Origin of the sequence: Bradyrhizobium tropiciagri (assembly GCF_001189845.1) — a bacterium.
GTDB classification, from domain to species: domain Bacteria; phylum Pseudomonadota; class Alphaproteobacteria; order Rhizobiales; family Xanthobacteraceae; genus Bradyrhizobium; species Bradyrhizobium tropiciagri.
In genome coordinates, this window is sequence record NZ_LFLZ01000108.1 from 1 (window position 1) to 22,103 (window position 22,103).

Below are 22,103 nucleotides of genomic sequence, written 5' to 3' on the forward strand. Positions count from 1 at the left end.
TTACGGTCTATCGAAAGGGCAACAGCCCTCACCCGGATTGCTTCGCAATCGACCTCTCCCCAACGGGGAGAGGTGAACCGAGACCGCGCCAAACCGATTCAACCAAAACTCATCCCGCTTTAGCGCGGCGCGCGTTTGGCGAGGATGCGCTGCAGGGTGCGGCGGTGCATGTTGAGGCGGCGCGCGGTCTCCGAGACGTTGCGGTTGCACATCTCGTAGATGCGCTGGATGTGCTCCCAGCGCACGCGGTCGGCCGACATCGGATTGGCCGGCAGCTCGGACTTCTCGGTGCCGGTCGCGAGCAGCGCGGCGACGACGTCGTCGGCATCGGCGGGCTTCGACAGATAATCGACGGCGCCCATCTTCACCGCGGTGACGGCGGTGGCGATGTTGCCATAGCCGGTGAGCACGATCGCGCGCGCCTCGGGACGCTTGCGCTTCAACGCCGAGACGACGTCGAGACCATTGCCGTCGCCGAGGCGGAGGTCGACGACTGCGAAAGCGGGCGCGGCGCGGCCGATCTCGGCGAGACCATCAGACACCGTGTCGCATGACTTCACTGCGAACCCGCGCGTCTCCATCGCGCGCGACAGGCGTTCCAGGAACGGCTTGTCGTCCTCGACAATGAGGAGCGAGCGGTCGGCATGGTCATTCAGTTCAGTGATGGCGTTCACGATCCATTTTTCCCTGTGGCAGACCCGTAACATATGGGGTCCTACTGCGGCGCTGCCAAGGCAGCCGAAAGTCGCGTGCCATCCTGGAAACAGTGCTGCATCCGTAATGCCAGAAGTTGCGATTAAGAACCGTTCTTAAGCTTCGGTCTCGTCACCAGGCGCGGATTCCTCAAAGCGCTCGCGCGGCCAAACGATCTGCACCACGCGCCGTGATCGGGGAAGGGCCGATTGGTAAACGACACCTTGGCGCCGGTGCGTTCCAGCAGCGTCCGTGCGATGAAAACGCCCAAGCCCAAGCCGCCACGCGCATTTTGGGCCTCATCTGCGCCCCGGCGGCGCGACAGATACGGCTCACCGATCCGCTTCAGCATGTCAGGCGCGATGCCCGGGCCATCGTCGGAAACGACGATCTCGATGGTTTCAGCGTTCCACCACGCGTTCACCTCGACGGTCTGGTGCGCAAAATCGACCGCATTTTCGAGAATGTTTCCGACACCATAAAGGATCGCGGGATTGCGCGCGGCGACCGGTTCGCGCGTTGCTGCGACAGCAAGCCGCACCTTGATATTGATGCCGAAATCGCGATGCGGCGCCACCGCCTCCTCGATCAGGGTCGACAGCTTCATGGTGTCGAACGGCGCGCCGCTTGATGACAATTGCGCAATCTTGCTCAAGATGTCGCGGCAGCGCTGCGCCTGTTCGCGCACAGTCTTGAGGTCGCCGGCGATCGCCGGGTCGTGCACCGTCTTCTCGAGTTCGCGCGAGATCAGGAAGATCGTCGACAGCGGCGTACCGAGCTCGTGCGCGGCGGCGGCAGCGAGACCGTCGAGCTGGGTCAGATGCTGCTCGCGCGTCAGCACCAGCTCGGTCGCGGCAAGCGCATCGGAGAGCTGGCGGGCCTCCTCGGTCACCTGGAACGCATAAAGGCTGGTGACGCCGATCGCGAGCAGGATCGAGAGCCAGACGCCGATCAGATAGATCGGCGGCAGCACCAAGGGATCATCGCCATCCCAGGGCAGCGGCAGATGATAGAAGAACAGCGCTGAGGCGCAGGCGACCGCAAGGCAGCCGAGTGCGATCGTCAGCCGGATCGGCAGCACCGTGGCCGAGATCAAGACCGGCGCCAGGAACAGGAACGAGAACGGATTCTGCAGCCCACCGGTGAAGTACAGGAGGCCGCCGAGCTCGACGATGTTGAAGGCGAGCAGGGCCGCGGCATAGGCCGGCTCCAGCCGCTGCATCGGGTTGAATGCGATCTGCAGCGCCAGATTGAGCAGCGCCGAGAACGTTACGATGATGACGCAGGGCACGATCGGAACGTCGAATTCCAGTCCCTGGGCGACGACGAAGATTGCGACGAGCTGGCCGAGTGCGGCGAGCCAGCGCAGCCGCAGGATCGTATCGAGGCGGACATAGCGGCGAGGTTGGCGGAAATCGGAAGCGACGTCGGTCATGTCAGGGACTTTAGCTTTGCCGTGGGCGGCGCACAAATTCGCGACTTAGCGCAAGGATGCAGTCCTAGCCTTGCGCTTATTGTCGCAATGGCTCAATGACGGCCATATGCAACAGCGCGGGACAGGTCAGGCGCAAGCGCCCAATCAGCCGCCCGCGGCCGATCAGGGTGGATCGGCCGCGATCGAGGTCGTGGACCTTGTCAAGGTCTACAAGACCACTCGCGCGGTTGACGATATCTCGTTCCGCATCGCGCGTGGCAGCATCACCGGCCTGCTCGGCGGCAACGGCGCCGGCAAGACCACGACGATCGCGATGATCATGGGGCTGGTGCTGCCGACCTCGGGCCGCGTCAGCGTGCTGGGCGCGAAGATCCCCGAGCAGCGCTATGACGTGCTCGGCCGGATGAATTTCGAGAGCCCCTATGTCGACATGCCGATGCGGCTCACGGTGCGGCAGAACCTGACCATTTTCGGCCGCCTCTATGCCGTGAAGCAGCTGCGCGAGCGGATCGATCAGCTCGCCACCGATCTCGATCTCACGGAATTTTTGGACCGCTCCAACGGCAAGCTCTCGGCCGGGCAGAAGACCCGCGTCGCACTGGCGAAGGCGCTGATCAACGAGCCGGACCTGCTGCTGCTCGACGAGCCGACCGCCTCGCTCGACCCGGATACCGCCGACTGGGTGCGGCAGCATCTCGAGACCTACCGCAAGACCCATAACGCGACCATCCTGCTGGCGTCGCACAATATGCTGGAGGTCGAGCGGCTCTGCGACCGCGTCATCATCATGAAGCGCGGCAAGATCCAGGACGACGACAGTCCGGAACGGATCATGGCGCGCTACAACCGCGACACGCTGGAAGAAGTGTTTCTCGACGTGGCGCGCGGCCGCCTCCGGGAGGGCGCACCATGAGCGAGATCGTCAGCCATCACGCGCACGGCATTTCACTGCAACGCATCAATGCGATGGTGCTGCGCTATTGGTATCTCCTGATGTCGTCATGGCCGCGGCTGCTGGAGCTGATCTACTGGCCGGCCTTGCAGATCATCACCTGGGGCTTCCTGCAGAACTATATCTCGCAGGCATCCGGTTTTTTCGCCAGAGCGGGTGGCACGCTGATCGGCGCGGTGATCCTGTGGGACATCCTGTTCCGCGGCCAGCTCGGCTTCTCGATCTCGTTCCTGGAGGAGATGTGGGCGCGCAATCTCGGCAACCTGATGATGAGCCCGCTGAAGCCGATCGAATTCCTGCTCTCGCTGATGATCATGAGCCTGATCCGGCTCGCCATCGGCGTGATCCCGATGACGCTGCTGGCGCTGTTCTTTTTCGGCTTCAACTTCTACGCCATCGGGCTGCCGCTGATCGCGTTCTTCTGCAATCTGATCTTCACGAGCTGGTCGGTCGGGGTGTTCGCCTCAGGCCTCGTGCTGCGCAACGGGTTAGGGGCGGAGAGTATCGTCTGGACATTGATGTTCGCGGTGATGCCGCTCGCCTGCGTCTACTATCCTGTCGAGGTGCTGCCGGCCTGGCTGCAATACGTCGCCTGGGCGTTGCCGCCGACCTATGTGTTCGAGGGTATGCGGTCGCTGCTGATCGACCACACCCTCCGCGCCGACCTGATGGCGTGGGCGCTCGTCATCAACGCCATCCTGTTTGCTGCCTCTTTTGCGGTCTTCCTTGCCCTTTTGCAGAGCGCCAAGCGCAACGGGTCACTGCTCGCAGGTGGTGAATAAATGTCACTTTCGCGTGGATTATCGGTGTTTTAGCCCGATATCGCCCCCACATTGGGCTCGCGGCGCATTGACGCATTGTTACTCATTCGTCAGAGTGTTGCAGCGCAAAAGGGGGTCTGAAAATACTATGCCCATCGGTGAATTTGGCGGTGCCCCGCCACTAGCGGCGGAAGGCAGCCCGGCACTCACGACGCCGCTATACTGGATGTACGAGATGGCGCATGCGTCGCTCAATCCGGTCCGCGCCGTGACCGACGCCACCAAAATCCTGTTTCAGAACCCGCTCAATCCGTGGACGCACACCGAGTTCGGCAAATCGATCGCCGCCGGCTGCGAATTGTTCGAGCGCACCACGCGCCGCTACGGCAAGCCGGATTGGAACCTGCCGACGACCGAGGTCAACGGCATCCGCACGCCGGTCGAGGTTCGCACGGTCTGGGAAAAGCCGTTCTGCCGCCTCTTGCATTTCGATCGCAAGCTGACGCGTCCGCTGCGCTCGCCGCACCCGCGCGTGCTGATCGTGGCGCCGATGTCCGGCCACTATGCAACGCTGTTGCGCGGCACGGTCGAGGCGTTCCTGCCGACGCATGAGGTCTACATCACCGACTGGGCCGATGCGCGGATGGTGCCGCTCGCGGCCGGCCGGTTCGATCTCGACGACTATGTCGATTACCTGATCGAGATGCTGCATGCGCTCGGCGGCAACATGCATGTGGTCGCGGTGTGCCAGCCCTCGGTGCCGGTTGTTGCTGCCGTCTCCGTGATGGAGGCGAATCATGACCCGTTCGTGCCGCTCTCGATGACGCTGATGGGCGGCCCGATCGACACCCGCCGCAATCCGACCGCGGTCAACAACCTCGCCGAACAGCGCGGCATCGAGTGGTTCCGCAACAATGTCATCACCAAGGTGCCGTTCCCGCATCCGGGCGTGATGCGCGACGTCTATCCGGGCTTCCTGCAGCTCAACGGCTTCATCAGCATGAACCTCGATCGGCACATGGACGCGCATAAGGCGCTGTTCGCCAATCTGGTGAAGGGTGACGGCGATCTCGTCGACAAGCACCGTGAGTTCTATGACGAATATCTCGCGGTGATGGACCTCACCGCCGAGTATTACCTGCAGACCGTCGACCTCGTGTTCGTCAAGCACGCGCTGCCGAAGGGTGAGATGACCCATCGCGGCAAGCCGGTCGATCCGTCGAAGATCCGCCGCGTCGCGCTGATGACGGTCGAGGGTGAGAAGGACGACATCTCCGGCCTCGGCCAGACCGAGGCAACGCACGCGCTCTGCACCGCGATTCCGAACCATCGCCGCGTGCACTACGTGCAGAAGGGCGTCGGGCACTATGGCGTGTTCAACGGCTCGCGTTTCCGCTCCGAAATCGTGCCCCGGATCTCCGATTTCATGGTTTCGGCGGCCAATACGCGGCTTTCCCTGGTCGCCGCGGCCGAATAGGTATCACCCCGGCCGCGATTATTGCGTCCGGGTAAGTAACTGATTTAACTAAAAGAATCTCAAATCAGCCGAGGCTCAAGTGATGAATTTAATTTCACCTCTTGGGCCTTTTTCGTGACTCTGATTCATCGGAAAAATTCCGGTTCCGACCCCTGCCGGTAGAGGTCAATTAACGGCCGACCCCTGTATATTGGGCAAATGATTTGTTTTTGCGCCGAGCGCTTTCCCTGGCGGCGGATATGGCACAGTTCGGGCGAACTCCTGCTCCCCGGACTCTCAGAAATGGCTACTCGCGCGCTCCTCTATCGGCGGCCTGCCGAACCCGCGACCGTATTGGTCAGACATGGCTCCCAGTTTTTCACTGTCAGGTTGCGCCGGCATCGGCGTGCGCGCCGCTATACGCTCCGGATTCATCCAACCGACCGTGAAGCGATCCTGACCATGCCGCCGCGCGGCACGATCATCGAAGCCAGGGAGTTCGCCAATATCCATGGCGGCTGGATCGCCGCCCGTCTTGGCCGTTTGCCGAAGGCCGCGCCGTTCCAACCCGGCACCGTGGTGCCGCTGCGCGGCGTGCCGCATCGGCTGGTGCATCGCTCCGGCGAGCGCGGCACGGTCTGGACCGAGACGCGCGACAGCGGCGAGAAGATCCTTTGCGTCGCCGGCGGCGTCGAGCACATGGATCGCCGGGTCCATGACTTCCTCAAGCGCGAGGCGCGCAAGGATCTGCAAAAGGCGGCTTCACTGCATGCCGCGGAACTCGGCGTGCGGGTGCGGCGGATCTCGATCCGCGATCAGTCCAGCCGTTGGGGCTCGTGCACCTCGGCGGGCTCGCTGTCGTTCTCATGGCGGCTGATCCTGGCGCCGCCCTTCGTGCTCGATTATCTCGCCGCGCATGAGGTCGCGCATCTTGTCGAGATGAACCATTCGGCGCGGTTTTGGCGGGTGGTCGACAAGGTCTGCGCCTCGGTCACGCGCGCCAAGACCTGGCTCGACACCTACGGCAACGACCTGCATCGGTATGGGATCCAGGAGTAGGCGGCTTTTCGCCCCGACCACTGCTGTCGTCGCCCGCGAAAGCGGGCGATCCAGTATTCCAGAGACAGTTGTGTTCAACGGATAAGCCGCGGCGTACTGCATCCACCGCCTTCGCGGCGGATGACAGCTCGTAGGATGGGTAGAGCGAAGCGAAACCCATCAATCGATGTTCGCGGCACGAAGCTGATGGGTTTCGCTGCGCTCTACCCATCCTACGCATTAGTGAACGGTCTTACGCCTACCGAAACAACCGATCCGCCAGCCAGCCATCCAGCCCTGCCGCAGCCTCCGGCCGTGCATTCGGGTTCGGCGGCGGTGATGCGCGGGCCGGCGTCGGCGGCGGCTGGCGATAATAGCCGCCGGATGGTACCGGCGCGGGCGGCGGCGCCTGCATCGGCGGTTGGATCTGCATCGGTGCCGACGGCGCTGAAGGTGCAGTGATCTGCGACGAGATCTGCATCAGGTTCGCCGGTGCCCAGCTTCCTTGCGAGTTCGGGATCGCCGCGACCGGCACGCCTTGATGCGCTGCCTTCATGAAGCGGCTCCACACTTCCACCGGCAATCCGCCGCCGGTCGCCTTCTTGGTCGGCGAATTGTCGTCATTGCCGAGCCAGACGCCGGTGACGAGCTTGGCGGTGTAGCCGATGAACCAGGCGTCGCGGTAATCCTGGCTGGTGCCGGTCTTGCCGGCGGCGGTCCAGCCGGGGATCTCAGCCTTGCGCGCGGTGCCAGAGATCAGCGTCTCGCGCATCATGGCGTTCATCATCGCGTCATAGCGCGGCTCGATCACCTGGTTGGGGGGATCGGTGGGGCGATCGTAAAGCAGCTTGCCCGAGCTGGTCTTGATCCTGGTCACCACATGCGGCGACACGGCGTAGCCGCCATTGGCGAACGGCGCATAGGCGCCGACCAATTCGAGCACGGACACTTCCGAGGTGCCGAGCGCGATCGAGACGTTGGGTTCGAGCTTGGAGGAGATGCCGAGCCGGTGCGCGGTGCGCACCACGTTCTTGGCGCCGACCTCGACGCCGAGCCGCACCGCGACCGTGTTCAGCGACATCGCCAGTGCCTGGGTCAGGGTCACCGAGCCGAAATATTCGTGGGTGTAGTTCTCCGGCTTCCAGCCCTTGATGTCGAGCGGCGCGTCGGTGCGGATCGTGTCCGGCGTCAGCCCTGCCTCGACTGCGGTCAGATAAACGAACGGCTTGAACGACGAGCCGGGCTGCCGCTTTGCGGTGACCGCGCGATTATATTGGCTCTCGGAATAGTTCCGGCCGCCGACCATGGCGCGGACCGCGCGTCCGGCGTCATCGCCACCAGCGCGCCCTGGCTGACGTTGAACTTCACGCTCTTGGCCGCGAGCTCGTCGATCACGGCAGCTTCCGCGACGGCCTGCAGCTTCGGATCGATCGTGGTCTGCACGATGATGTCCTGGTCGATCTGGCCGACCAGATCGTCGAGCACCTCGCCGATCCAGTCGGCGACATAGTTCACGGTGCCGGCGCCGGCCGGCTTCACCGCGATCGAGGCTGGCCGATCGAAGCTTTCGCCTGCGCCTCGGTGATGAACTTGGCGTCGGCCATCGCCGCGAGCACGACCTGGGCGCGCTGCTCGGCGCCTTCGGGGTTGCGGTTTGGCGCCAGCCGCGACGGCGACTTGACGAGACCGGCGAGCATCGCGGCTTCCGGCAGCGTCACGTTCTTCGCCGACTTGCCGAAATAGCGCTGCGCGGCCGCCTCGACGCCATAGGCGCCGGAGCCGAAATAGACCCGGTTGAGGTAGAGCTCGAGGATCTCGTTCTTGGAGTGCTTGCGCTCCAGCCACAGCGCGAGCTCGGCCTCCTGCAGCTTGCGCTGCATGGTACGTTCCTGGGTCAGGAACAGGTTCTTGGCGAGCTGCTGCGTCAAGGTCGAGCCGCCCTGCGAGACGCCGCGATGCAGGAGGTTGGTCACCGCCGCGCGCAGGATGCCCACCGGGTCGACGCCGAAATGCGAATAGAAGCGGCGATCCTCGATCGCGATGAACGCCTTCGGCAGATAGGGCGGCAGATCCTTCAACGCGATGTTGGCGCCGGCCATTTCGCCGCGCTGCGCCAGCACTGAGCCGTCGATGCCGACGATCTGGATCGTCGGCGGACGTTTGGGAATTTCCAGCGACTGGATCGGCGGCAGATGCGCGCCGACCCACACCACGACACCGATCACCGCAATGCCGGCCCACAGGCCGAGCACGGCGGTCCAATAGAACAGCCGGCCGATGCCGAAGCCGCGCGACTTGCTGCGCCGCTTGCTGCCGCTGCGCGACGGTCGCGGTCTCTCGCTACCGGAATCGCTGCTCTTGTCGGCGCTCTTTTCGCTGTTCCTGGATTTCGATTTGGCGGGCTTGTCGTCGTCGCCGCCGGGAATGCGGTCGGAGGGCGACAGTCTGAGGTCGGCAAGCGCGGCCGGGAGCCCGAACAGCGGCTCCTTGCGTCCACCGCCTTTTTTACGTCCCCACGCCATCCGCAACGCTCACCCTTACAGGGGCGCACGCTAGCGTTCCCGGTTTAAGGGGCGGTTACGCAAAGCTTAACGCGGGATTAGGAGGTGAGGCAGCGCGTGCTAGATAGGAGCATGATCCGGAAAAGTGGGCACCGGTTTTCCGACAAGATCATGCTCAAACGAGGATGGTAGAGCGCGATCGAGCGATCGCGCTCTGGGGAACAAGAAAGCAAGGAGCACCGCATGGGCCATATCGATCCGACCAAGGATGTGTTTGCGCAGTTCCGGGACAACAACCGGCCGGGCCCGATCCACATGCTCAATCTGGTGCGCTTGCGCGAATCGGCGGCCTATCCCGATGGCCGCAAGGCAACCGGTGCAGAGGCCTACGCCGCCTATGGCCGCGAGAGCGGCCCGGTGTTCGAGCGGCTCGGTGGCCGCATCGTCTGGCAGGGCCGCTTCGAGCTGATGCTGATCGGCCCGCAAGAGGAACGCTGGGATCACTGCTTCATCGCCGAGTATCCAAGCGTCGCCGCCTTCGTCGAGATGATCCGCGATCCCGTCTATCGCGAGGCGGTGAAGCACCGCCAGGCCGCGGTAGAGGACTCGCGTCTGATCCGCCACGCGGTGCTGCCGGTCGGGAAGAACTTTGGCGAGATTCCGAAGTAGGCGTCCAACGCCGCGCGCATTCACTATCCCCGTCACCCTGAGGAGCGCGAAGCGCGTCTCGAAGTGTGCACGGCCGCAGTGGGGCCGTCGACCCTTCGAGACGGCCGCATTGCGGCCTCCTCAGGGTGACGGTGATGGAGGTGCAACGCCCATCCCCGTCATTGCGAGGAGCGATAGCGACGAAGCAATCCATCGTGCCGCAAGTGGAGGAATGGATTGCTTCGCTTTGCTCGCAATGACGATGATGAAACGTCGCAACGCCTCGGAATGGCCGTGACAGGGGCATAGGCCCCAAAAACAAATCGGCGGCCCGGAGGCCGCCGATTGTTCTTCAGACATCGAACACGAACCGCTAGCCCGCCGGGCTGCTGTCCTCGAGGATCGGGCCGAACAGCTCCCAGCGCTCGCCGTTGAACTTCATCATCTGGAGCTGCTTGTTGACGCGATAGTCGTTCGGCGTGGTGTTGCCCTTGATGCCGGGCAGCGCCATGTCGAGGTCGACGTTCTTCAGGTTGGTGGCCTGCTTCAGCACGTTCTCGCGGGTCAGCTCGTCGCCGCACTGCTTCAGCACATGCACCATCAGCTGGGCGGTGGAGTAGCCGTAGGTGTTGAAGTTCGAGTTCTTGTCGCCGTCGGGATAGTACTTGGCCATGAAGTCGAAATAGCGCTTCATGCCCGGATCGTCCTTCCACTGCGGATCGGCCGGATCCTTGCCGTAGTTGGTCGAGATCAGGCCCTTGGAAGCCTCGAGGCCTGCGGGCTGCAGCACCGCGCCGACCGAGGTGGCGTTGATGTCGACGATGTGGACCGGATGCCAGCCGAGCTCGGCGATCTTCTTGATCGCCTGCGCCGCCTGCTTCGGCGTCGAGGCCGAGAAGAACAGATCGGCGCCGGCATCCTTGATCTTGATCACCTGGGAATCGATGGTCGGGTCGGAGACCTCATAGGAGGCTTCGGCGACGATCATCTTGGCGGCCTTGTCGCCGAGGCCGGCCTTGATGCCGTTCAGGTAGTCTTTGCCGAGGTCGTCGTTCTGATAGAGGATACCGATCTTGGCGTTCGGATGCTCCTTCAGGATGTACTGGCCGTAGATGCGGCCTTCGACGAAGTAGTTCGGGTTGAAGCCGAGCGTCCAGGGGAAGTTCTTCGGGTCGGTGAACTTCGAGGCGCCGGTGGCCGCGAACAGCTGCGGCACCTTCTTGGCGTTGAGATATTTCTGCACCGCGGCGTTCGACGGCGTGCCGACGATCTGGAAGGTCAGGAGCACTTCGTCGCTCTCGACGAGCTTGCGCACCTGCTCGACCGCCTTCGGCGGCGAATAGGCGTCGTCATACTGGATCAAATTGATCTTGCGGCCGTTGATGCCGCCCTGATCGTTGATCATCTTGAAATAGGCCGCCTGGGTCTTGCCGATCGAGGCGTAGGCGGAGGCCGGTCCGGAGAAGGGGACGGTCTGGCCGATCTTGATTTCGGTATCGCTCGCGCCGGGATCGTACTTCTTCTGCGCGGAGGCCGACGTTGCCGACAGCGCGATCGCGAGCGCCGTTCCCGTGACCAGGTGGAAAATCCCGTTCCTCATAATGCTGTTTCCCTCACGTGACTGATGTTGGCCGATGATCTTGTCCGCGGGTTCAAGGCCCGCGGTCGCCATCGCTGGGCCGGGATACTGGCGGAACGCTTGCTGCGACGCAAGACGAGCAATGCCGAAAAGGTGAGCGATTTCAGTCAACGAAAGTAGGGGGCGATGCAAAAAGAGGGCGCCGCGGGGGAGGGCCGTGCTTGTCGCGGCAGTGTTGAGTTCGTCGAACCTACCGCTGTAACCGCGTTATCCCGTCATCCTGAGGAGCGCGTAGCGCGTCTCGAAGGATGAACGGCCCCTGTTGGGCCGTCGTGCTTCGAGACGGCCGCTGCGCGGCCTCCTCAGCATGACGGGTCTCAAACGGCGAAGCCGTTAGCCCGCCGGGCCGGTGTCCTCGATGATCGGGCCGAACAGCTCCCAGCGCTCGCCGTTGAACTTCATCATCTGCATCTGCTTGTTGATGCGATAATCGTTCGGTCCGGTCGTGATCGACATGCCCGGCAGCGCGAGCGACGGCACGAACTTCTTCAGGCTGGTCACCTGCTTCATCAGGTTCTCGCGGGTGAGGTCGTCGCCGCACTGCTTGAGCACCTGGATCAAGAGCTCGGCCGTCGAATAGCCGTAGGTGTTGACGGTGTTGAGCTTGTCGCCTTCCGGATAATACTTGTCCATGAAGGCGAAATAGGCCTTCACGCCGGGATCGTCCTTCCATTGCGGATCGGCGGGGTCCTTGCCGTAATTGGTCGAGATGATGCCTTTGGAGATGTCGAGGCCGGCCGGCTTCAAGGTCGCCGACACCGGGCTCGCATTGATGTCGAGGATGTGGACCGGGTGCCAGTCAAGATCCGCGACCTTGCGGATCGCCTGCGCCGCGAATTTCGGCGTCGACGCGTCGTACAACAGATCGACGCCGGCGGCCTTCAGCTTGACGATCTGGGAATCGACGGTCGGGTCGGTGAGCTCGTAGGACACCTCCGCGACGATCATGCTGGCTGCCTTGTCGCCGAGCCCGCTCTTCAGGCCGGTGATGTAGTCGCGGCCGAGATCGTCGTTCTGGTAGAAGATGCCGATCTTGGCGTTCGGATGGTTGGCCAGGATGTATTTGGCGTAGATGCGCCCTTCAGACTGGTAGTTCGGGTTGAACGCGATGGTCCACGGCGCGTTCTGCGGATCGGAGAAGCGCGAGGCGCCGGTGGAGGCGAGCAGCTGCGGCACCTTCTTGGCATTCAGATATTTCTGCACGGCGGCATTTGACGGCGTGCCGATGATCTGGAAGGTGAACAGCACCTCGTCGCCCTCGACCAGCTTGCGCACCTGCTCGACCGCCTTCGGCGGCGAATAGGCATCGTCATACTGGATCAGGTTCAGCTTGCGGCCGTTGATGCCGCCCTGGTCGTTGATCATCTTGAGGTAGGCCGCCTGGGTCTTGCCGATGCCGGCATAGGCGGATGCGGGGCCCGAGAACGGCACGGTCTGGCCGATCTTGATCTCGGTGTCGGTGGCGCCGATGTCGTATTTCTTCTGCGCGGCGGCCGATGTAACCGACAACGCGATGGCAAGCGCTGTCGCAGCGAGCAATTGCACGCTCCTCATGTCCGTGACCTCCCATGTTGCCGGTGATCTTGTCCGCAAGCGGTGGGCCAGCGGATGTCACCGTTGTCAGGGATGATGGAGGAAGGGCGGGTGCATTGCAAGGCGACGCGCCCTGCGCGCGATGTCGCGTCAGCGTTCGTTCTTCTCCCTCGCCCCGTTCTTACGGGGGAGAGGGTGGGGTGAGGGGCTCTCTCCGTCCGCGATACTAGCGGACGCACCTGTACCCCCTCACCCGGATTGCATCTGGCGATGCAATCCGACCTCTCCCCGCAAGCGGGGCGAGGTGAGACGGAGCCAGCTGCCCCATTCAACGCAACCTCGTTGCAATCAAGCCAGCCAGAGCAGGATCAGCGCGAGCGCAGCCGGTGCCGCCTGCACATAAAGGATGCGGCGGCTGACGGTGGCGGCGCCATAGGCGCCGGCGACGATCACGCAGAGCAGGAAGAACGTCTTGATCTGGAACGCGAAGGCGGCATTGCCGTGCACGAGGCCCCAGATCAGTCCGGCGGCGAGGAAGCCGTTGTAGAGCCCCTGATTGGCGGCGAGCACCGCCGAGTCGGTTGCCTTCTCGATCGAGTTGCGGAAGGTCTTCAGCCCGAGCGGCTTGGTCCACAGGAACATCTCGAGCACAAGGAAATAGACGTGCAGCGCGGCCACCACCGCGACCAGAAATTGGCAAGCACAAGCATTTGTCCCCCTCACCGGAATTCGGGTGGACGCTACCACGCGGGCGGTGAATTGTATGCCGAACACGCTGCATCCAGAGTGACGACAATGGCCGACCGCAACACCGCCCAGACCTTCAACCTCGACCGCCTCAAGACCCCGATCGGCACCGCGCTGCTGGTGACCGATGATGACGGTGTGCTGCGCGCGCTCGACTGGGACGACTATGAAGGACGCATGCTCGACCTGCTGCGGCTGCATTATGGTGCCGCGACGCTGCGGGACGGCCGCGCGCCGGCGGCGATGCGCAAGGCGCTCGGCGATTACTTCAACGGCGATCTCGACCGGCTCGCGGATGTCGAATGGCGCGTCGCCGGCACGCCGTTCCAGCAGAAGGTCTGGCACGCGCTGCCGAAGATTCCGCACGGTACCACCATGAGTTACGGCGCGCTGGCGGCGAAGTTGAAAGTGCCGAACGCGATGCGCGCGGTCGGCCACGCCAACGGCTCCAATCCGATCAGCGTGGTCGTGCCCTGTCACCGCCTGATCGGCGCCAACGGTTCGCTGGTCAAATACGGCGGCGGGCTGGAACGCAAGCGCTGGCTGCTGCGCCACGAGGGCGTGGAGGTCTAGCGGGCGACTTGCCTGTCCGTAAGGCGATCAGTCGAGATCTTCGCTCGGCATGTTTCGCAGATCGCGCACGATAGAGAGGAATACGATGGGCGAAGGCACTCATGCGAGAATCGCTCCTATCAGCATCGCATCGACCGTCGTCATGGCAACTCCCTTGATGGCCCTCGCCGTCAGATCATTTTCTTCGATGGGCCGCAGGTCCTGGCGAAGGGATACAGCCACTTCCAATAGGCCCTGTTGCGCTCCAATTGCCGCTTGTAGATTTCGCGGCACTTCACCGAGCAAAATTGCTCGAAGTGCCAGCTATGCCGGATCAACCCGAACGGCCGCTTGCATCCCGGATTCCCGCAGCGGCCTGTCATGACGCAGCCTCGGCATTCGAACGCGTAAACCAGCGAATGAAGTTCGCCTGACCTTGGGAGAGGCAGAGGCGTCCGCAATAGCGTTCACCCGCCGGATTTCGCAAACAGATGATCTTGGGCTCTTCGCTGTCGCACTGGGCACAGCGCGGTTCCGCACGCATGGCGACCTCCCTCCGAGGAATTGCCATTTGCCATTCAAAATGTCTGACGTGGTCCTTGCCGTCGCTGAACAGCGGCGACGCGAAATCTCGCGCCACCGCCGCGCCTGCACAATCTGTCCAGATGTTTGGCGGCATCATCCTTGCGTATACCGGTCCGGTCATGCCCGATCTGAGCTCAATCGCTCGTCGCGGCGCCGCGCTGGCCGAGGGCGGTATCGAGGCATTTGATCAGGACGTCCCCGTCGAAGGGCTTGGCCAGAAAGCAGATCGCTCCTGCTTTCAGGGCTCGGGCGCGATCGTTCTCGACGGAGAAGGCTGTGATGAAAATGAACGGAAGGCGCCGTCCGTTGGCAATCAGGTGACTCTGCAGGTCGAGCCCGCTCATCGCCGGCATCCTGACATCCGTGATCACACAGGATGTGTCATTCAGGCGGGGCGAGTGCAGGAATTCCTCGGCCGACGCGTAGGTCTCGACCGCGTAGCCCAGCGACCTGACGAGATTGTGGGTCGCGGTGCGAACCGAGACGTCATCGTCGATGATTGATATCACTGGCGGATTGGACAAGGAGGTCTTCCCGGGGACGGTCGGATAGGGCTCGGTTTGTGCGATGATGCGGCGCACAGTGCGTCGCCAATCGGGGCCGGAGAATCATACTTAGGTTTGCGCCCTGCCGGATGCCCGTCCGATCCCGAGGATCTCGGCCATCCTGACCAGATCGGGCAGCGACTTCGCTGCCATTTTCCGCATGATCTGGCCGCGGTGGATCTTCACCGTGATCTCGGCCACGCCGATTTCCGCGGCGACCTGCTTGTTCATCAGTCCGGCGGTGACGAGAGTCATCACCTGACGCTCACGCGGCGTCAGGCTCGCGAAGGCGGCGCGGAGGTTTGCGAGAACCTTGGCCTTATCGCGACGATTCCTGTCGCGCTCGATCGCAGTCGTAACGGCATCCAGCATGTCCTGATCGCGGAACGGCTTGGTCAGGAAATCGACCGCTCCGGCCTTCATGGCCCTGACCGTCATCGGGATATCGCCATGGCCGGTCATGAAGATGATCGGAACATGAATGCCGGCCTTCGTCAGCTCCGCCTGAAAGTCGAGGCCGCTCAGCCGGGGCAGCCGGATGTCCAGGATCAGGCAGCTCGGCACATCTGCGGGCTTGTGCTGCAGAAATTCATGGGCCGACCCGAACGCTACGGTTCGCAGGCCGACCGACCGGAAAAGATTGCTCAGTGCGTCCCGCACCGATGCGTCGTCGTCGATGACGAAGACGATCGGATCCTCGGCGCTCGCTTGAGTGGGAGGCGATGCCGCACGCCCGGTCACCATGCATGCTCCTCTTGACGGAGTGGCAGGGTGAACTGGAATGTCGCGCCGGGACCGATTTGTTCGACCAGGGACAGGCGGCCCTGGTGGGCTTCGACGATTGAGCGGCAGATCGACAAGCCCATTCCCATGCCGCTGGCCTTGGTGGTGTAGAAGGCGTCGAACAGCCGGTCGGCATTCCCGGGTGCAATCCCGACGCCACAATCGGTAACCGTGACCTGGATCTGCCCGGCATCGTCGTCATAGCGGGTCCGGATCACGAGCTCCCGCGGTCGCTCCGTGACCGGCTGCATCGCCTCGATGCCGTTGAGAACCAGGTTGAGAACGACCTGCTGCAGCTGGATACGATCGGCGACAACGGGCGGGAGCGCGGGAGCGAGGTCGAGCTGCAGGGAAATCAGGTGGCGCTGCAGTTCATGCTGCACCAGGCCGATCACCTCGTTGATGACCTCATTGATGTCGAGCGGCGCCTTCTGATCGGTGGTCTTGTTCACCAGCGCGCGGACACGCTGAATGACCTCGCCCGCGCGGTTGCCGTCGCTGATGATCGACCTCACCGCTCCGCGCGCCTCATTCAGATCGGGAGCCGCCCGATCGAGCCAGCGCAGGCAGGCCGCCGCGTTGGTGACCACCGCGGCAAGCGGCTGGTTCACTTCATGGGCGATCGATGCGGCGAGCTCGCCGAGCGCCGTCACGCGCGTGACATGCGCAAGGTTGGTCTGCGCTTCGTGCAATTTCGCCTCGGCCAGCTTGCGCGCCGTTACGTCGGTGACCGCTCCGACAAATTCGGTGTCGCCCGAAATGTTCGTCACCGCATGCGCCCTGGCATGGACATATTTGATCGCCCCACTGGGCATCAGCAATCGGTAGCCGTGCTCGAAATCCTTGCGATCGTGCGAGGCACGGTCGATGGTTCGCTGCACGCGGTCGCGATCATCGGGATGGACGCGCTGAAGGACCGTGCCATGCTTGATCGATGGAACTCGGTCGAACTCGAATATCCTGAAGGTTTCCTCCGACCAGATGATCTCGCCGCTGGCGACATGCCAGCCAAAGCTGCCGGTATGGCTCAATCGCTGGGCCTCGGTCAGGTACATTTCACTCTGCTGCAGCGCATTCTCGGCGTGCTTGCGTTCGGTGATATCCTCGCAGGCGATCAGGACGATCAGCTGATCGTCCAGCCGCCGCACCGCCTTGGCATTTTCGCGGACCCAAAGCCTGGAACCGTCCTTGCGGACCTTGCGGATTTCCCAGCTGCGGGTTTGTCCGATGTTGTCGAGGCATGCGGCGACGCTGCGCTGGACCATTTGTTGTTCCTCGGCGGCAAACACCCGCAGCACGGATTGTCCGAGCAATTCGTCGACGGTGTAGCCGAGTTGTGCCGCGCCGAACGTGTTGACCGACAGCACGAGGCCCGTCGCGTCGACCATGAAGTACATGACCGGGTTGTGCTCGAACACCTCTTTCCATTGCGCTTCGCTGTTGCGCAGCGCCTCGATCGCGCGCTCTTCGCCGCTGGCCCGGCCGCGCAACATGACCTCCATCTGCCTTTGGGTGCGGCCGACCAGGCGCATCATCAGCAATGTCGCGGTCAGCGACGCGACGAGCAGCGCGAGGGCAAGCAGATGGGCGGACGCTGCAGGCTGCGGGCCAAGCACCAGCCCAATGCAGGTTGCGGCCAAGGCCAGCACCATGCCGCCGAGCAGCCATTGTTCGGCTGACCAGGACCTCGTGGTCGGGTTGGGCATCATCGGCAGCACCAGCACTTGGCCGTCACGGGCCGCGCTGCGTCGCTAGGTGGCCGCTACCATCAGCGGCGACAACGTCGCCCTCCTAACAGGCTTGATCTTAGCAGCTTTACCGACGTCCGGACGAAATCATGCGGGGGGCCTTCGGCGATCCACGCGCGTGAGATCGCGCAGGAAGCGAAGCGCGCAGGCGCCCTCAGGCCCAGGTTGCGACTAAACCTAAGTATGGTCCTCCCCACCCGAATGTAACGGCCGGATCAACCTCCGTTCAATGGCCCGTTTCTTCCCGGTGACTACGCTTATTGGGTAGCTCGATGACAGTAGAGGTTTCCAGGCTTCGGCAATCGCCAATCAGAGACGGGAGATTGAAATGCCCAACAGGCGCCTGCATTTGATCCTCTGCTCCGAAGATGCCGGGCACGAGGCAACGCGTCAGAGGCCCGAGCGCGGCTTCCAGCCGACCGTTATCGATGGTGGCAAGCAAGCTGCGAGCGTGCCGGCCGATCAATCCTGGATCGATCTGCTCGACGTCTTCGATTTGGGCGTCGTGATCTGTCAGGCGAGCTACCTGGCCTTGCTTGGCGCGAGCCTGGCAGCGTTGCAGGCGCAAGCAGGCGTGCCGGATCAAGCATCGTAGGCCACCCCAGGAGTTAGCCCCGGCAGGCTGCCGGACCGGAGCGATGGCTGCTCACGCCAGGGTCGCGCAGACGGGTCCGATAACAGCCTCCGAGAGAGCCCGGAATCCAGTCCCCTCTAGCCCTGATGGATTCCGGGCTCAGTTTTTTCGGAAACGTCCCGAATGACGGGCCAAGCAGGTCGACGGCGTCCTACCAGCGCCGGGTTCTCGGCCATCGCGAATTGCAGAAAGTTTTCCGAAAGATGCCGGGTTCGCTTTAGCTGCTTTTGAAGTACCTGATTATTGGATCGGTCCGGCAACGGCATCGCTCTGGTGAGCTGTGCGTTGGTTCGCGCACTGACAGATCAGGGGCCGGTCATCATGAATCAGGCACAGCAGCAAAAGCCGCTTCCCAACGACAATATTTCGGTCACCAAGGATGAGGCCGAGGGCGCCCGCGGATTGCAGCGCGACTTGCAGGACCGGCTGCAGCCGGCGCACGACGAGCCGGTTAGCGAGCCCGCCGGCGATAGCGCTCCCCACCCCGAAGCGCCTGCAGGCTCGGGCCGGTGGGTTCGGCGCCTGCTCAAGATCGGCATCGGCCTTGCGATCGTTGCCGTGTTCGGCTGGCTGCCGCTGAAAGCCGTGTTGCAGACCTCGAGTGTCGAGGCCGTGGTCAATGCCAGGATCGTGACCCTGCGCTCGCCGATCGACGGCACCGTGAGCGCGAGGCCGCAGCAAGGCTCGACGCAGCTCAGCGTGGTCCATGAGGGCGATACGATCCTGCACGTCGTCAATGCGCGTGGCGATCGGGTGCGGCTCGACGATCTGCGGCGGCAGATGTCGCGGCTGGAGAATGAGCGCCCGAGCTTCGCGGCCAAGCTCGCCGCCGCCGAGACCGCGCAACAGGACCTCGCCCGCCAGGCCGGCCAGTTCCGGGACGGCCGCATCCTGCAGCTTCAGGCCCGCATCGCCGAGATCCAGACCGCGATCGAGGCCGCGGCCGCGCGGCGGGAGGAGGCGACGGCTGCGGTCGAACGCGCCTCGTCGCTGATCAAATCGGGCAGCGTCTCGACGGTCGAAATGGCCCGGCTGACGCGCGAGCAGTCGATCGCCCAGCAGACCGAGATCGGCGCGCAGCGCCGCCTCGACGCCGCAAAGGTCGAGCTCACGGCAGCGAGGAACGGCACCTATCTCGGCGACAGTTACAACGACCGGCCGAGTTCCGTGCAACGCGAAGAGGAGATGCGTCAGCGTGTCAGCGACCTGCGCGCCGATCTGGCGCATGCCGATGCCGAGATCGACTGGCTGACCCACGAGATCGCCTCCGAGCAGTTGCATTACATCAACCGCGCCGAAGCCGACATCAAGGCCCCGGTCGGGGGCCGGATCTGGGAAATGATGACCTCGCCCGGCGAAGACGTCAGGGCCGGGCAGCCTTTGCTCAAGCTGCTCGACTGCACCGGCGAGGTGGTCACCGCGAACGTCACCGAAGGCGTCTACAATCGCCTCAGGCTCGGCGAGCAGGCGAGCTTCGAGCCGAACGACGGCAGCGCCGCGATCCAGGGTGAGATCGTCAACCTCACCGGCGCCTCCGGCGCGCCTGCGAACCTTGCGATCAATCCGGATGCGCTGAACAAGGAGCCGTATCGGGTGACGGTCTCGATGCCGGCGACCGACAGCACGGGCAAGGATTGCGCGGTCGGCCGCACCGGGCGGGTGGTGTTCAACACGGACGCGGCAAAGCCATGATGACGGCATTCTCGCCCGGGCTGGTCGCCTTCGGCGCCTGCCTTGCGATCCTGCCCTTGCTCCGGCGCGAGCAGACGCTGGCCCGCGTCATGATGACCGGAATGTCGTTCGTCCTGCTGCTGCACTATTTCGTCTGGCGCGTGACCCAGACCTTGCCGCCGGTAGGCCTCACCGCCGACGCGCTGGTCGGCTATCCCTTCGTGGTGACCGAGGCCGCCTCGATGATCGCGGTGTGCCTGTCGCTCCTGTTCCTCAGCCGGACCATCGACCGCTCGCCCGAGGTCAACGCGATCCTGCGCCGATCCCGGCCGGGCACCGATGCGCCGCTCGTCGACGTCTTCATCTGCACCTACAATGAAGAGAAGGCGATCCTCGAGCGCACCATCATCGGCGCGACCGGGCTCAACTACCCCAATTATCGCGTCTGGGTGCTCGACGATGGGCGTAGGCTCTGGCTGCGCCGGCTCGCCCAGGAGCTCGGCTGCAACTATCTGACCCGTCCGGACAACCGCCACGCCAAGGCCGGCAACATCAATCATGCGCTCCAGCACGTGTCCGCGCTGCCGGACCGGCCGGAGTTCGTCTCGATCCTCGATGCGGATTTCGTCCCGATGCCGGAGTTCCTGACGCGAGCGATGAGCCTGATGCAGGACGGCACCGTCGGCGTCGTGCAGACGCCGCAGCACTTCATCAATCCGGATCCGATCCAGACCAATCTCGCTGCGACCGACGTCTGGCCCGACGAGCAGCGCTTCTTCTTCGATATTTTGATGCCGGCCAAGGACGCCTGGGGCACCGCGTTCTGCTGCGGCACCTCATCGCTGATCCGTTACGCCGGCCTGATGCAGATCGGCGGCTTCCCGACCGATTCGGTGACGGAGGATTACCTCGTCACGCTGCGGCTGAAAGAAAAGGGCCTGCGCACGGTCTATCTCAACGAGCGCCTGACGCTCGGCCTCGCGCCGGAGGGATTGAAGGAGTACATCACCCAGCGCGGGCGCTGGTGTCTCGGCTTCATGCAGATCGTCCGCGGCCGCAGCGGGCCGTTCTCGCGGCGGTCGAAGCTCGAATTCCTGGACCGGCTGTCGCTGGTCGATGCCTTCATGAGCTGGGCGGCGGTCTACAGCACCAAGACTTTCGGCCTGGTCGTGCCCTGGCTCTATCTGCTGTTCGGGATCAAGGCGGTTCACGCCGACCTGTCCGAGCTCCTGAAATACTTCATGCCGTTCTACGTCTGGCACGCCTTCACCATGGCCTGGATATCGCGCGGCCGTTCGCTTGCGATCATGACCGACGTCTCGCAATACATCGCCGCGCCTGCGGTATTGAAGGCGGTCGTGACCGGGCTCGCCCGGCCACAGGGCCACAAGTTCAAGGTGACGGCCAAGGGCGGCGACCGCAACCGCCGTTTCATCGAGTGGCCGCTGCTGCGGCTCTATGGCACTGCCTTGCTGATCACGCTGTTCGCGATCGCCTACGCCTTCATCCTGCATCTGCGCGGCGAGAACATCGCCTATGGCGGGCTGGCGCTGGCCTGGAGCCTGTACAATTGCGTCGTGCTCGCGATCGTCTGCTTCATCTGCATCGAGCAGCCGCGGCGCCGCAAGGCCGAGCGTTTCGAGCGTGACGAGCCGGTTTTGATTCACGAGGGCGCCGCGCCGCGGCTGGTGCGGATGGCCGACATCTCGATATCAGGCGCGCGCTTCATCGATCCAGCGCCGCCGGCGATCGGGGTCTCGATCAAATGCAATGTCTACGGCCAGAGCGTCACCGCGCTCGTGGTCCGCCGCACCCGTGACGGCTTCGGTGTCCGTTTCGAGGACGCGGCCGCGACGCGGATCAATGTCGTGCGCGCATTCTATGCCGGCGAATATGTCCGCGCCTTCCACGCCGTGCGCGCCGCGCCGATCGGCAAGGCGCTGCTGATGCGGCTGTTTGGCTGAATCGCTGCGACCGGGCTTCGCGGTATTGCTCCTTCCGCGGAGCGCTTTTCATTCCGTCATCCTGAGGAGCCCGCACAGCGGGCGTCTCGAAGGATGCACGGCCCGGACGCTTCCGCGTACTCCGACTCGTTCGGCAATAGCCGGGCCGTCGATCCTTCGAGACGGCCGCTCCGCGGCCTCCTCAGGATGACGGGACAGGCCTATGCGCCTCTACGATT

The 22,103-nt window shown here is 63.7% G+C and carries 17 protein-coding genes and 2 pseudogenes; 9 read left to right on the top strand and 10 right to left on the bottom strand.

The annotated features are described in order from the left end of the window. Positions 1-119 precede the first annotated feature (119 nt). Positions 120-674, bottom strand: coding sequence for an ActR/PrrA/RegA family redox response regulator transcription factor (locus tag AKN84_RS41535; RefSeq protein ID WP_016845514.1), 555 nt, complete (start codon positions 672-674; stop codon positions 120-122). A 135-nt stretch (positions 675-809) separates the two neighbouring features. Then, positions 810-2,128: pseudogene (locus tag AKN84_RS41540) on the bottom strand (ActS/PrrB/RegB family redox-sensitive histidine kinase). A 106-nt stretch (positions 2,129-2,234) separates the two neighbouring features. On the opposite strand from AKN84_RS41540, the gene AKN84_RS41545 reads away from it, so the two are divergent. The 4 genes from AKN84_RS41545 (at position 2,235) to AKN84_RS41560 (ending at position 6,356) form a co-directional block, all read left to right on the top strand. After that, positions 2,235-3,041: an ABC transporter ATP-binding protein gene (locus AKN84_RS41545; protein ID WP_050426146.1), complete on the top strand. Its 807-nt coding sequence runs from the start codon at positions 2,235-2,237 to the stop codon at positions 3,039-3,041. Further along, positions 3,038-3,862 (top strand): ABC transporter permease, encoded by an 825-nt coding sequence (locus tag AKN84_RS41550; protein ID WP_050426134.1) that lies wholly within the window; start codon positions 3,038-3,040, stop codon positions 3,860-3,862. The genes AKN84_RS41545 and AKN84_RS41550 overlap by 4 nt, the downstream gene beginning before the upstream one ends. A gap of 127 nt (positions 3,863-3,989) precedes the next feature. Beyond that, the gene (locus AKN84_RS41555; protein WP_050426135.1) at positions 3,990-5,318 is read left to right on the top strand and encodes a polyhydroxyalkanoate depolymerase; all 1,329 of its coding nucleotides are present in this window, start codon (positions 3,990-3,992) and stop codon (positions 5,316-5,318) included. Between the two features lie 198 nt (positions 5,319-5,516). Further along, positions 5,517-6,356, top strand: a complete 840-nt coding sequence (locus AKN84_RS41560; protein WP_050426136.1) for a M48 family metallopeptidase — start codon at positions 5,517-5,519, stop codon at positions 6,354-6,356. Between the two features lie 238 nt (positions 6,357-6,594). Here the strand turns inward: AKN84_RS41560 and AKN84_RS41565 are convergent. Next, positions 6,595-8,857: pseudogene (locus tag AKN84_RS41565) on the bottom strand (transglycosylase domain-containing protein). 222 nt (positions 8,858-9,079) lie between these two features. Between AKN84_RS41565 and AKN84_RS41570 the strand changes: the two are divergent. Beyond that, positions 9,080-9,505 (top strand): DUF1330 domain-containing protein, encoded by a 426-nt coding sequence (locus AKN84_RS41570; protein WP_050426137.1) that lies wholly within the window; start codon positions 9,080-9,082, stop codon positions 9,503-9,505. Between the two features lie 352 nt (positions 9,506-9,857). Here the strand turns inward: AKN84_RS41570 and AKN84_RS41575 are convergent, their stop codons facing one another. The 3 genes from AKN84_RS41575 to AKN84_RS41585 form a co-directional block, all read right to left on the bottom strand. Then, a complete protein-coding gene (locus AKN84_RS41575; protein WP_050426138.1) occupies positions 9,858-11,084 on the bottom strand; it encodes an ABC transporter substrate-binding protein in 1,227 nt (408 codons plus the stop codon). A 372-nt stretch (positions 11,085-11,456) separates the two neighbouring features. Then, positions 11,457-12,677: an ABC transporter substrate-binding protein gene (locus AKN84_RS41580; protein WP_050426139.1), complete on the bottom strand. Its 1,221-nt coding sequence runs from the start codon at positions 12,675-12,677 to the stop codon at positions 11,457-11,459. A 327-nt stretch (positions 12,678-13,004) separates the two neighbouring features. Further along, positions 13,005-13,379 (bottom strand): DUF1304 domain-containing protein, encoded by a 375-nt coding sequence (locus AKN84_RS41585; protein WP_244485767.1) that lies wholly within the window; start codon positions 13,377-13,379, stop codon positions 13,005-13,007. Between the two features lie 72 nt (positions 13,380-13,451). Between AKN84_RS41585 and AKN84_RS41590 the strand changes: the two genes are divergently transcribed. Continuing rightward, on the top strand, positions 13,452-13,976 hold the full coding sequence (locus tag AKN84_RS41590; RefSeq protein WP_050426140.1) for a methylated-DNA--[protein]-cysteine S-methyltransferase: 525 nt from the start codon (positions 13,452-13,454) through the stop codon (positions 13,974-13,976). A 358-nt stretch (positions 13,977-14,334) separates the two neighbouring features. Here AKN84_RS41590 and AKN84_RS46900 read toward each other — a convergent pair whose 3' ends face one another. The 4 genes from AKN84_RS46900 to AKN84_RS41610 form a co-directional block, all read right to left on the bottom strand. Continuing rightward, the gene (locus tag AKN84_RS46900; RefSeq protein ID WP_128971645.1) at positions 14,335-14,661 is read right to left on the bottom strand and encodes a hypothetical protein; all 327 of its coding nucleotides are present in this window, start codon (positions 14,659-14,661) and stop codon (positions 14,335-14,337) included. A gap of 13 nt (positions 14,662-14,674) precedes the next feature. Then, positions 14,675-15,049 carry a response regulator transcription factor gene (locus tag AKN84_RS41600; RefSeq protein WP_050426148.1) on the bottom strand — a complete coding sequence of 125 codons (375 nt, stop codon included), beginning with the start codon at positions 15,047-15,049 and terminating at the stop codon, positions 14,675-14,677. A 105-nt stretch (positions 15,050-15,154) separates the two neighbouring features. Then, positions 15,155-15,829 (bottom strand): response regulator transcription factor, encoded by a 675-nt coding sequence (locus AKN84_RS41605; protein ID WP_050426142.1) that lies wholly within the window; start codon positions 15,827-15,829, stop codon positions 15,155-15,157. Next, positions 15,823-17,592: a PAS domain-containing sensor histidine kinase gene (locus AKN84_RS41610; RefSeq protein ID WP_244485765.1), complete on the bottom strand. Its 1,770-nt coding sequence runs from the start codon at positions 17,590-17,592 to the stop codon at positions 15,823-15,825. Before AKN84_RS41610 ends, AKN84_RS41605 begins: the two co-directional genes overlap by 7 nt. A gap of 352 nt (positions 17,593-17,944) precedes the next feature. Here AKN84_RS41610 and AKN84_RS41615 point away from each other — a divergent pair, with 352 nt between their 5' ends. From AKN84_RS41615 to AKN84_RS41625, 3 genes are all read left to right on the top strand, one after another. Further along, positions 17,945-18,211 (top strand): hypothetical protein, encoded by a 267-nt coding sequence (locus AKN84_RS41615; protein WP_050426143.1) that lies wholly within the window; start codon positions 17,945-17,947, stop codon positions 18,209-18,211. A gap of 360 nt (positions 18,212-18,571) precedes the next feature. Next, positions 18,572-19,942 (top strand): HlyD family secretion protein, encoded by a 1,371-nt coding sequence (locus tag AKN84_RS41620; RefSeq protein WP_244485766.1) that lies wholly within the window; start codon positions 18,572-18,574, stop codon positions 19,940-19,942. Further along, positions 19,939-21,885, top strand: coding sequence for a glycosyltransferase (locus AKN84_RS41625; RefSeq protein ID WP_050426145.1), 1,947 nt, complete (start codon positions 19,939-19,941; stop codon positions 21,883-21,885). Before AKN84_RS41620 ends, AKN84_RS41625 begins: the two co-directional genes overlap by 4 nt. The last annotated feature ends 218 nt before the right edge of the window (positions 21,886-22,103 follow it).